This is a genomic window from Pseudoalteromonas sp. AOP31-A2-14, from assembly GCF_052378035.1.
Classification (GTDB): Bacteria; Pseudomonadota; Gammaproteobacteria; order Enterobacterales; family Alteromonadaceae; genus Pseudoalteromonas.
On sequence record NZ_JBQSXI010000001.1, the window covers coordinates 1,400,941 to 1,413,236 of the forward strand.

Below are 12,296 nucleotides of genomic sequence, written 5' to 3' on the forward strand. Positions count from 1 at the left end.
TGCTTAAAAGCATACCTGATTAGTCATTTGTATAAATACTGCCTTTTGGTTAGCTGTCATTTATGTACTATTGTTAAAGCTCTTACAAAAAATATTTAACCAAATAATTTTCTTCTTACTACGCTGCGATATTGGCTAGGAGTTTGTGAGAGTACTTTCTTAAATACCCTTGTTAAATGACCTTGATCGTTATAACCCACTTCAAGTGCTACTTCCTGAATCGATAAGTTTGATGAAGCGAGTAACTCTTTGGCGGTTTGTACTCGTAGTTGTTGCCAATATTCAACTGGAGTTTGGTTGGTTGCTTGGCGAAAGCGACGTGTAAAAGTACGGTAACTTAAACTAAATTGTGCTGCGATTTCCTGTAAGCTTAACTCTGAAGTTAAATTGTGTTTTAACCAAAATTGAATCTGTGCGATTAGCTCGTCAGGGTGTTTGTCAACTGCGCCTTCAAGGTAGCGTTGCTCTTCGTAAGGTTTACGAATTTCGTGAGAGAAGTTACGTTCGACATGTTGAGCGGCATTTCGGCCATAGTATTGGCTAATAACATGTACAATAACATCAGCAAGGGCGTTTAGGCTTGCTACTGTGTACATACGCTCTGATTGGGTGATAAAAAAGTCAGGCTTCAATTGTACATTTGGATAGTCATGCTTAAACTGCGCCGCATAATGCCAATGTGTGGTGGCGGGGTGCCCATCTAATAGTCCAGCCTCAGCGATTAAGCAATTACCTGTACCCACGCCAATAATATGGCTACCTTTTTGCCATGAAGCAGCTAACCAATTAACTAATGATAAATTGCTGCGTACTACAGGGCGAGGGTTACGCCAAATTCCAGGGACGATAATTAAATCACTTTTAGGGGCTTTACTTATCTCACAATCAGGGACAACCGTAAGGCCCGTTTTGTTGAATATAGGTTTAGTATTTGCGGCTACTAAATTTATATTAAGGGCATGAAAAGTGTCTTCATCATAATGGCTTTTAGCAAACGCTTCACCGGCTTGGAGCATCTCAATAGGTAGGGTTAGGCTGGTGGTCAATAAGTGTGGATATACCAATACAGTTATTTCAATAGGTGTTGCTTTAATAGAATTAGACATTTAAACTCCTCCGACCAGCTATTTTTGTCCTGTTATACGTGTTATTTGGCTATTAAAGCATAAAGAGCTTCAGTTATTCCAATTAAACTTAATTAAATTCTTATAACACGTTTTCTCAAGGTAAATTATGACAGCATTACCCGTTATTGTAGGTATGGGCGGAATAAACGCCGCAGGCCGTACATCTTTTCATCAAGGTTATCGTCGTATCGTGTTAAACAGTTTGGATGCAGCTGCGCGTCAAGAAACCTTTTTAGGGCTTGCTACACTAATGAATTTAGTAAGCTTAAATGAAGGCCAGCTTGTAGATAGTGATGGTAATCGTATTAATCAGGCTGATATCGAAGCTAAATTTGGTGAGCAAATTATTGCCGGTACGCTGATTCGCAAGATTGAAAAAAATCATTTTGATGTTGATGCTACTCCATGGCAACAAAAAATGACCTTAAATGTATCAGATGACGAAAAAATCGTATTTGAAACACGCCAGCGTGATTTACCCAAGCCAGTACCAAGTTGTTGGGAAGTTGAAGAGTTGGGTGAGAAAAGAGTAAAAGTAACTATTGCTGCTGATTTAGCCATTAAGCATGATAGTACCCGCGATAATCCGATTAAAGCAGCTGGACAATTACCAACGGGGTTTGATCCGTCGACAATGTACAATAGCCGCTATCAGCCGCGTGGCTTACAAGCCACTATTTTTGCAGCGACAGATGCCATACGTTCTACCGGTCTTGATTGGCAGTACATCATGAATAGCGTTGAACCTGATCAAATAGGGACTTATTCAGCATCGGTAATTGGGCAAATTGACGACCGAGGTTTAGGCGGCTTAATTAAAGCACGTCAACAGGGCGAAAGAGTAAGCACAAAGCAGTTAGCGCTTGGTTTGAACACCATGTCGACAGATTTTATTAATGCTTATGTAACTGGCAATGTGGGTACTACTTTTACAAGCTCAGGCGCGTGTGCCACGTTTTTATATAACCTACGAGCGGCGGTTAATGACATTCAAGCAGGGCGTACCCGTGTGGCGGTTGTGGCTTCTGTAGAATGCGCCCTTACTCCGGAAGTTATAGAAGGTTTTGGTAATATGAATGCCCTTGCTAATGAAGAGGGATTAAAACGTTTAGATGCTACTGAAACAGTTGATCACCGTCGCACCAGTCGCCCGTTTGGGGAAAACTGTGGTTTCACTATTGGTGAGGGCGCACAAGTGGTTATATTAATGGATGATGCTTTGGCACTTGAGCTCGGCGCTGACATTATGGGCTCTGTGGCTGATGTATTTGTTAATGCGGATGGTGTGAAAAAGTCAATTACTGCGCCAGGTCCTGGTAATTATATCACCATGGCAAAATCTGTGGCGCTTGCATCAAGCATGGTAGGGCGAGAATCTGTACAACAGCGCAGTTTTATTTTAGCCCATGGCTCAAGTACGCCACAAAACCGTGTTACTGAATCATTTATTTATCATAAAGTGGCTGAAACGTTTGCTATTGATAACTGGAAAGTAGCCGCACCAAAAGCTTATGTTGGCCACACAATTGCACCTGCAAGTGGTGATCAACTTGCGATGGCGCTTGGCGTATTTACGCACAATATTATGCCGGGTATTACCACTATTGATAAAGTAGCCGATGACGTGCATGCAAAATACTTAGATATTCGCACAGAACATTATGAGTGCGGTGATATGGATGTGGCATTTATTAATTCCAAAGGCTTTGGTGGCAATAACGCAACAGCTACGGTGTTATCACCAAAAATAACACTGCAAATGCTTGAAAAACGCCATGGCAGCACAGCACTGAAAAAATACACAGATACCAATAAAGCCGTCAAAAACGCGCAGATAAAGTATCAGCAACAAGCTGATCTAGGCCAGTATGCGCTAATTTATCGCTTTGGCGATGGCATGATTGATGAAAGTGATATTACTATTTCTACTTCATCTATAACTATTCCTGGCTTTGATAAAGCCATTAAGCTCAATACAACGAACCTGTATCAAGATATGTTTTAAGCACATTGTTCTTGATTGGCAAGGCGCTATTACGGCGCCTTTTTTCGTTGTAGTCATTGAGTAGTTCGCGGTTGGCTGTCTTTTTTTGTTGAATCACCGCAGTTTACGCGATCTCTGTCTATTCCTTGTTATAATTTATAGCAACAAAATGATTACATTTAGAGCACGCAATGATCGCCAGCTTATTACTTCTCAGCGCAAGTGTTACCGTCGATAGCCATTTACCACCTTTATTGCCTTGGCATGGACAAAGTACATCGCTATTACAAAATGAGGGTCCACTGACCACCGACTTTGAACTCAGTGGTGGATTAGTATCCCCGAACTACAAAAATACTAAAGCATTTGTTAATCGTTTAGTCGCAGCAAACCCAACTCAGTTTAAAGTAAATACTATTGCGAAAAGTAATGCCGGACGCGACATTCAATTATTGGTCGCAAGCGAAGATGGTGAGTTTGATGCCGAGCAAATAAGCTTAAGCGCTAAGCCAACGATACTTGTACAATCGGGCATTCATGCCGGTGAAATTGATGGCAAAGATGCTATGTTTATGTTGCTTCGCGATATTGCAACGGGTAAGCGCCGAGATATTTTAAGCAAGGTTAATATTTTATTTATCCCTATTTTAAATGTCGATGGCCATGAGCGTAGCAGTGCTTATAACCGCATAAATCAACGTGGCCCCGCAAATATGGGCTTTCGTACCAATGCGAATAATCTTAATTTGAATCGTGATTACACTAAGCTTGATACCCCTGAAGTGCGCGGAGTACTTTCAACTATTAAGCGTTTCGCGCCTGATTTATATATTGATGTACACGTTACGGACGGCGCTGATTATCAATACGATGTAACCTATGGTTATAACCCGGTGTTTTCGAGTGAATCACCAAGTGTATCAGAGGCGCTTGATAATTACTTTAAACCGGTAATTGATGCCAAATTAGCCGAACAAGGACATATACCTGGGCCTTTAGTGTTTGTGATGGATAAACGTGAATTTAAAAAAGGCTTAGCGGGTTGGGTCGCAACACCACGCTACTCCAATGGCTGGGGGGACTTACGTTCTTTACCGACCATTTTAGTTGAAAATCATTCCCTTAAACCTTATAAACAGCGGGTTCTTGGCACTTATGTATTTATTGTCGGCGCTATTGATGCACTGAGTGAGCATCAGCAGCAATTAGCTAATGCAGTTAAAAAAGAGAAAGCCTTTGTACCAAGCGAATTAATCGTTGAGCGCAGCTATGCCAAAGAGCCCAATACACTGGCGTTTAAAGGTATAAAATATAAACGTTATCAAAGTGCGTTATCAGGGCAGATTGAGGTTAAATACCTTGGTGAAAAGCAAGCGTATGATGCATTGCCTATTTACTGGCAAAAAAAGGTAAAAACGAGCGTTAAAGTACCCAGCGCTTTTTATATTCCTGCTGCGTATCCAAAAATCGTCGAAAAGTTAAAGCTTCATGGCGTAAATGTTGAGCGTGTTACTACTACAAAGCCGATTCCAGAATTACAGGTTGCCAGTGTTGATAGCTATGAGTTTGATAAAGTACCATTTGAAGGGCGCTTTAGAGTTAAAGCATCCTTTAGTTTTTCAAAAGTGGTAAATAATAACCTTGTGGATTGGTATAAAGTTAGCACCCAGCAGCCACTAGGTGAATTAGCAACACATTTGCTGCACCCACAAGCACCAGACTCGTTTTTTGCTTGGGGAGAGTTTAATACGATTTTCCAGCGCACTGAGTATATGGAAAATTACGCATTAGCACCTTTTGCACGTCAAATGCTAAAGGATCAGCCCGCTTTGGCTCTTGAATTTGATAAGAAGCTGCGTGATGACAGTGTATTCGCAGAGGATGCACAAGCACGCTTAGATTGGCTGTATGAACGCTCACCATTTTACGATAAAGCGTACTTGAAGTACCCGATATTAATGACGTTTAACAAAAAAACACAGCAATCAAAAGTAACGTCAAAAAAACTAAATATGCAAAACGAAACTACTGAGTGAGTATTGCTGTGTTGCGACAATTAACCCGCATCAGGTAAGTTAATTGTCTTTAATTAATGCATTGCCAAAAAATGCAGGTGTTTATTAAAGTCTTTACCTTCACTGTTGGTAAGCTATTGTGAAATGCTGAGCCCTACGTATTGGGTGTTTTGGTGCTTTTTAGGTGCATCGGTGGTCGGTTTTGTTAATAAACTTGTAAGCTATGCATAAAAAATGCGTAAAAATACAAGACGAACTTACTAAAGCAATGTATAATTTAATCAATTTAGTAATCAATAAAGAAATAAAATGTCTCTAAATCACGTTGATCGCCAAATTTTGGCATTATTACAACAAGATGCGAGCCTATCAACGGCTGAAATTGCCGATAAAGTAGGTTTATCACAATCACCTTGTTGGCGCCGTATTGCTAAGCTAGAGCAAGATGGTTTTATCAAAGGTAAAGTTGCTTTACTTGATGAAAAGAAACTTGGCTTTGATATGCTTGTGTACGCCCATGTTCGATTATCAAATCATGGCCGCACAAATTTAGCTGAATTTGAGAGGTTGATCTTAAGCTATGATGAAGTCACCGAATGCTACAGCATGGCGGGTACTATGGACTTTATGCTGCGTATTATATCTAAAGGTATTGAGGGGTATGAGCAATTTGTACGTGACAACCTCTTGAGCCTTGAGTTTGTACAAGAAGTTCACTCAAATGTGACTATGACCTGTGTAAAACGCAGTACTTCATTACCACTATAAAGTAGTCACTCTTCATTAAAGCTAATGCGAAGCAGATAATTGCTTCGCATGTTCCTATTTTTATTAATTGTTAACTTTTGCTTAATTTGCTGAAATTCAGCGCTTTTTTTTTTTTGACATACCACTCATCCAAGAGGAACTCAATGTTTAACTTACTCAGCAAAGCACCAAGCTCTGCTAAAAATGATGTCTTATCGGGCATTACAGTTGCGCTTGCGCTTGTGCCTGAAGCGGTTGCTTTCGCGTTTGTTGCGAATGTTGATCCATTAGTGGGCTTATATGCAGCATTTATTGTAGGGCTTATCACCGCAATTTTTGGTGGCCGCCCAGGTATGATTTCTGGTGCAACCGGTGCACTTGCCGTAGTTATGGTAAGTTTGGTGTTAGATCATGGTGTAGAGTACCTATTTGCAACGGTGTTATTAATGGGCATACTGCAAATACTGGCCGGGATATTTAAGCTCGGTAAGTTCATTCGCATGGTGCCACACCCCGTAATGCTTGGTTTTGTGAACGGTTTGGCTATTATTATCTTTTTAGCGCAACTGAGGCAGTTTAAAGTACCAGACGGTGATGGTGGTTTAACTTGGATGAGTGGTCAGCCGATGATGATTATGCTTGGGCTTGTGGCACTTACCATGGCAATTATCCATTTTTTACCTAAGTTAACAACCGCTGTGCCTTCAACACTTGTTGCCATTGTAACTGTTACGTTGTTAGTTATGGGGTTTGATTTAGAAGCCCGTACTGTAATTGATTTCTTAAAGGATATGAGCGGAAACAGCGCCGCTACAATTGCCGGAGGTTTACCTGAGTTTCATATTCCTATGGTGCCATTTACCGTTGAAACCTTACAGATTATTTTCCCTTATGCGCTTATTTTAGCGGCGATTGGTTTAATTGAATCGCTACTGACATTAAGCCTGATTGATGAGCTTACAGACACTCGCGGGCACAGTAACAAAGAGTGTATCGGTCAAGGTGCTGCTAACTTAACATGCGGTTTCTTTGGTGCTATGGGTGGTTGCGCGATGATTGGTCAGTCGATGATCAATATTAATTCGGGAGGTCGCTCTCGCTTATCGGGAATTACAGCTGCTGTTATGTTACTTGCATTTATTATATTCGCTTCTGGCTTGATTGAAATGATCCCACTTGCAGCACTCGTTGGTGTAATGTTTATGGTGGTATTAGGCACTTTTGAGTGGGCAAGCTTTAAAATGATGAAACGCATACCAAAATCAGATGCCTTCGTGATTTTGCTTGTATCAGGTGTAACCGTCATTACTGATTTAGCAATTGCAGTGTGTGTAGGGGTGATTGTTTCAGCATTGGTATTTGCTTGGCAACATGCTAAACATATTTATACTACTAATTATATTGATGACCAAGGCGCTAAAGTGTACGAGCTTCACGGGCCATTATTTTTTGGTTCAGTTAAAAACTTCATAGAGTTATTTGATATTAAAAATGATCCGAAAGACGTAATCATCGAATTTAAACATAGCCGCGTTGCTGATCACAGTGCGATTGAAGCAATTGATGGACTTGCTGAAAAATACACTAAAGCAGGTAAAAAACTACACTTACGTCATTTAAGTCAAGACTGTACTCAGTTATTGCATAGAGCACGTGATTTAGTTGAAGTAGACGTAATTGAAGATCCTACATACAAAGTAGCTTCTGATAAATTAGCTTAAATAATAAATAGTGGGTAATTTATCATTATTAGATAATTGCTAATTAACAAAAACTAAAAAAGCGAAGGGTGCCACTCTTCGCTTTTTTAGTTTTAATTGATAATGTGGCAATAGATTAAATAAAATAACAGAGCGCCATAATGCAAAACTGGTTACATTGGACTAAACAAATTAAAGCGATTAGCCAAGCAGGAAAAACCTATGGTAAAGACGGCTACGATTTAGAACGCTATCAACAATTAGAAGAAATTAGCCATCAAATGTTGGCCTCCTTAGCTGAGCAGCCCGTAAGTAAAGTTGATAACTTATTTATTGATGAGTGCGGTTATCCTACCCCTAAAGTTGATTTACGTGCTGGTGTTATCAACGACAACAAAATACTTCTTGTCCGTGAGCGTACTGACAACCGTTGGTCATTACCAGGTGGCTGGGCCGATGTAAATGAAGCACCAAAAGAGGGGATTATTCGCGAAGTACTTGAAGAGTCGGGTTATCATGTTAGCAATCCGCAATTTATCGCCTTAAAAGATCGTGCATTGCACCCATATAAGCCGGTTTCGGTACAGCATATTTATAAGCTTTTCTTTATATGTGATTTTGTGGGTGGGGAGCCAACAGTTAATCTAGAAGTGTCTGAAATTGGCTTTTTTTCGTTAGATAATTTACCTGAGTTATCAACTGGGCGAGTATTAGCAGAAGATATCGCCATGTTATTTGAGTATCAACAAAATCCGGGTAAGCCCACCTATATAGATTAGCTTTCGTTGTAAGACAAAGCTCGACTGTTTACAACTTGGCCTGTATAATTCCCGGCCTCTTTATACCTTGTTATATGCTTGTTTGTTGTGTTTACAAACTTGCCTGTCTTTGCTTAGGAATTCATCTTGATCTCTACCGCTAATATCACCATGCAGTTTGGTGCAGAACCGTTATTTGAAAATATCTCCGCTAAATTTGGTAACGGTAATCGTTATGGCCTTATTGGTGCAAATGGCTGTGGTAAATCAACCTTTATGAAAATCCTTAATGGTTCATTGGTACCTACCTCAGGCAATGTTTCAATTGAGCCAGGCTTAAAGGTAGGTAACCTAAGCCAAGATCAATTCGCTTTTGAGCAATATTCGGTCGTTGATACCGTTATTATGGGCGACGTTGAGCTTTGGAAAGTAAAACAAGAGCGCGACCGTATTTATTCATTACCTGAAATGAGTGAAGATGAGGGGATGAAAGTCGCTGAACTTGAAAGCTTGTTTGCTGAAATGGATGGCTATAGTGCAGAAAGCCGAGCCGGTGATATTTTATTAAAAGCGGGAATTGAAGAAGAGTATCATTTTGGCTTAATGTCACAAGTCGCGCCAGGTTGGAAATTGCGAGTACTACTGGCACAAGCATTGTTTGCAAATCCTGATATTTTGCTACTTGATGAGCCGACCAATAACCTCGATTTGCATACTATTAGCTGGTTAGAGGATGAATTGAATCAAAGAAAGTGCACCATGATCATTATTTCTCATGACCGTTACTTTTTAAATGCGGTATGTACACACATGGCCGATATTGATTACGGTGAGCTGAGAATCTACCCGGGTAATTACGAAAAATATATTGAAGCTTCAAGCCTAATTCGCGAACAGCTTTTAGCAGGTAACGCTAAGAAACAATCAGAAATGGAAGAGCTACAAGATTTCGTAAACCGTTTTGGCGCTAACGCTTCAAAAGCAAAACAAGCCAGTTCGCGTGCTAAACGTATGGATAAAATTTCTTTAGATGAAGTTAAATCATCAAGCCGTATGGCACCCTCATTATTTTTTGATGAAGGTAAAAGAATGCATCGCCAAGCACTTATATTGGAAGAATTTGGCCATGGCTTTGATGGCGAAGTCTTATTTGAAAAAGGCGAATTAATTCTTGAAGCTGGCTCTAAGCTAGCTATTGTTGGTGAAAATGGTGTGGGTAAGTCAACCTTTGTTCGTTGCTTAGTTGGCGAATTACAAGCGAATGATGGCATAGTAAAGTGGTCAGAAAACGCAACAATTGGTTATTGCCCACAAGATAGCAGTAAAGACTTTGAAAACGACTTAACATTGTTTGATTGGATGTCACAGTGGCGTACAGCAAAACACAATGACTTAATGGTTCGAGGTATGCTTGGGCGATTATTATTTACCGCAGATGATGCTAATAAAAAAGCTAAAAATTGTTCAGGTGGTGAGAAAAATCGCCTATTATTTGGTAAGTTAATGATGCAAGACGTTAACGTATTGGTGATGGATGAACCAACAAACCACATGGATATGGAAGCCATTGAAGCATTGAATAATGCGCTAAAAGGGTTTGAAGGCACGCTTATTTTTGTAAGCCATGACCGTGAGTTTGTATCATCACTGGCAACCAGTATTATCGAAATTAAAGATAAAGAAGTAATTAACTTCCATGGTACGTTTAATGAATTTATGGCCAAGCAAAGAGAGCAGGCCGCTTTATTAGGTGTGCGATAAAATACAGGTACAGGGCTTGCTCGATGGCTAAACCTATTTAGCCAACGAGCAAGCCTAAGTGCTATTCTTTGGGTCGGACTTTAAAACGCTTAATATAACGTAGTGTTATAAAGTTAATAATGGCCATTAAAATGGCAATTTCATAACGGCTAAATGCCACAGCAATACCTATCAATCCCATATTCCAAATACTTGCTGCGGTTGCTGTACCGTAAGTCGAGTTTTTATTTTTTAATATAGCCCCACCGCCAATAAAACCAATCCCGGTAATTATCCCTTCGAGTACTTTTGCTTCTGCTTCTGATGTGGTCAAAACAGACATCCCTACTAGTGCATAACCACATGAAGCAACAGCGACTAAGGGAAATGTTCTTAGTCCTGCGCCATGGCTAGTACGCTCGCGGTCAAACGCCATTGGCAGCGCAAGTAAATAGGCAATACCTAAATGAATTAGGTTGTCGATTATTTCATTCCACTGTAAATCTAGTTCCATAATTGCAGGCCATATAAATTTTCTTTGTGTTATAAAGCAGCAATTATAGTACCAAGTAATTTTTTATAATTACTTCATGCGTTTAGAGTTTTAATTTGACGGTTTTAGGGGGTTAAAGTGACAACGTTAGTTATTTTTACGTAGTTTAGGGCTGTTTTTTCAGTATATTGTTTGAAGTTGACATTTAGTAGAGCTAAGTATCTTTCACGATTGATAATTTACAGATATTAATTTGAAGCGCTTCTTCACACCACGTGAAAAAATAACACTAAATTATGCTGGGTTATGTCTGTTTTAACCATTACCTTGCAGCTATTTTACAAGTTATGTAGCAAACTAGCCTCCATTAACAAATGGGGGGATTACCATTGCTAACACTGTATAATAGCTGCCTTACATTTTTAGTTATTTTATTTTGCAGTTACTGGGATTTATAAAAGAATACGTTGAGGAGTTGTGTCAATAGTTTACAGTTTTTTACAGTTAAATTTTAATTTTGCTATAGACTTATTTTGTTGTGATTCAACAGCTCTTAAAATTTATGGATAAGATAAGATGTTTAGATTTTGTTTTTTATTTTGTGTTTTGATAGGAGCATCAGGTTGCACTGTGGTCGGGGTAATAGCAGATAATAGCGCCGGGAATAAAGTGTCTATAGGCTCTACTGTCAATCCTGACAACCTTCAAAGTAAGGGGATGTTTAGAAAAAGTGAAAGTGAATTTTCATTTTCTCAATTAGGAAATGAAATCGATCAGGCTATTATTGAGTTTGTTAAAGAAGGTACTGAACCTAAATCAACGCTGGTTTGCCGCCAAATAACTCGCACGACGAAAGAGTGTGAGGAAGTAGCTCCCCCACATAAAGATTTTTAGCCTTTCAAATGTGCCTCATGAAATATTAAATGTTCATCAATAAAGCTGCTAATAAAAAAGTAACTATGATCGTAACCTGCATGCATATTAATTTCAGCAGGATAATCTTTTTCGTTAACCACTTTAAATAAGTTTGGAGTTTTTAACTGCTCTACTAAAAAGTTATCCGCTTCACCCTGATCAACACGCATAGGTACAAAATCATGCTGCTGTGTTTGTAGCATAAGCTCACACGTATCGTACTGCGCCCACGATTTTTTATCATCACCTAAGTAATTGCTAAAGGCTTTTTCACCCCATGGGCACTCTATTGGGTTGGTTATAGGGCTGAAAGCACTGGTACTGGTATAGGCTTTGGGATTACGAAGGGCTATCATTAATGCACCGTGGCCGCCCATAGAGTGCCCGCTAATCGCTTTTTTATCAGTAACAGGAAAGTGCTGCTCAATGAGTGCGGGTAATTCAGTCACTACATAATCATACATATTGTAATGAGTGTTATATGGGGCTTGTGTAGCATTGACATAAAATCCTGCGCCTTTAGCAAAGTCAAAGCTGTCTTGGTCAGGTATGTCATCGCCACGAGGGCTCGTATCAGGCGCTACTATTGCAATACCAAGCTCGGCCGCTTTTTTAAACGCGCCCGCTTTTTGCATGAAATTTTCATCAGTACAAGTTAATCCTGACAGCCAATAAAGTACCGGTACTTTATTACTTTCACCTGGCGGTAAATAAATTGCAAAACGCATTTTACAATGTGTGCTGCTTGCTTGATGAGTATATTGTTTATGCCAACCGCCGCTGACTTTAGTTGAACTGATATTATCTAACATATCGA

10 protein-coding genes are annotated in these 12,296 nt (G+C 39.7%); 7 read left to right on the forward strand and 3 right to left on the reverse strand.

Annotated elements, in window-relative coordinates; genetic code table 11:
- Positions 1-95: 95 nt before the first annotated feature.
- Positions 96-1,106: a GlxA family transcriptional regulator gene (locus ACT3S9_RS06565; protein WP_441835328.1), complete on the reverse strand. Its 1,011-nt coding sequence runs from the start codon at positions 1,104-1,106 to the stop codon at positions 96-98.
- A gap of 127 nt (positions 1,107-1,233) precedes the next feature.
- Between ACT3S9_RS06565 and ACT3S9_RS06570 the strand changes: the two genes are divergently transcribed.
- The 6 genes from ACT3S9_RS06570 (at position 1,234) to ACT3S9_RS06595 (ending at position 10,092) form a co-directional block, all read left to right on the forward strand.
- Positions 1,234-3,132: a beta-ketoacyl synthase gene (locus ACT3S9_RS06570; protein WP_441835327.1), complete on the forward strand. Its 1,899-nt coding sequence runs from the start codon at positions 1,234-1,236 to the stop codon at positions 3,130-3,132.
- Positions 3,133-3,302: 170 nt separating this feature from the next.
- Positions 3,303-5,147, forward strand: coding sequence for a M14 family metallopeptidase (locus ACT3S9_RS06575; RefSeq protein WP_441835326.1), 1,845 nt, complete (start codon positions 3,303-3,305; stop codon positions 5,145-5,147).
- Between the two features lie 288 nt (positions 5,148-5,435).
- Positions 5,436-5,894 carry an Lrp/AsnC family transcriptional regulator gene (locus ACT3S9_RS06580; protein WP_441835325.1) on the forward strand — a complete coding sequence of 153 codons (459 nt, stop codon included), beginning with the start codon at positions 5,436-5,438 and terminating at the stop codon, positions 5,892-5,894.
- 143 nt (positions 5,895-6,037) lie between these two features.
- Positions 6,038-7,594 carry a SulP family inorganic anion transporter gene (locus ACT3S9_RS06585; protein WP_441835324.1) on the forward strand — a complete coding sequence of 519 codons (1,557 nt, stop codon included), beginning with the start codon at positions 6,038-6,040 and terminating at the stop codon, positions 7,592-7,594.
- 140 nt (positions 7,595-7,734) lie between these two features.
- On the forward strand, positions 7,735-8,352 hold the full coding sequence (locus tag ACT3S9_RS06590) for an NUDIX hydrolase (protein ID WP_441835323.1): 618 nt from the start codon (positions 7,735-7,737) through the stop codon (positions 8,350-8,352).
- A 126-nt stretch (positions 8,353-8,478) separates the two neighbouring features.
- Entirely contained in the window at positions 8,479-10,092 is a 1,614-nt protein-coding gene (locus ACT3S9_RS06595; protein WP_441835322.1) for an ABC-F family ATPase, read from the forward strand.
- A 61-nt stretch (positions 10,093-10,153) separates the two neighbouring features.
- On the opposite strand, the gene ACT3S9_RS06600 is transcribed toward ACT3S9_RS06595, so the two are convergent.
- Complete coding sequence (locus ACT3S9_RS06600) at positions 10,154-10,585, reverse strand: MgtC/SapB family protein (protein ID WP_441835321.1); 432 nt, start codon at positions 10,583-10,585, stop codon at positions 10,154-10,156.
- A gap of 555 nt (positions 10,586-11,140) precedes the next feature.
- Between ACT3S9_RS06600 and ACT3S9_RS06605 the strand changes: the two genes are divergently transcribed.
- Entirely contained in the window at positions 11,141-11,458 is a 318-nt protein-coding gene (locus ACT3S9_RS06605; RefSeq protein WP_444750836.1) for a hypothetical protein, read from the forward strand.
- Here ACT3S9_RS06605 and fghA read toward each other — a convergent pair.
- Entirely contained in the window at positions 11,455-12,291 is an 837-nt protein-coding gene (gene fghA, locus ACT3S9_RS06610) for an S-formylglutathione hydrolase (RefSeq protein WP_441835319.1), read from the reverse strand. The genes ACT3S9_RS06605 and fghA overlap by 4 nt on opposite strands.
- Positions 12,292-12,296 lie beyond the last annotated feature (5 nt).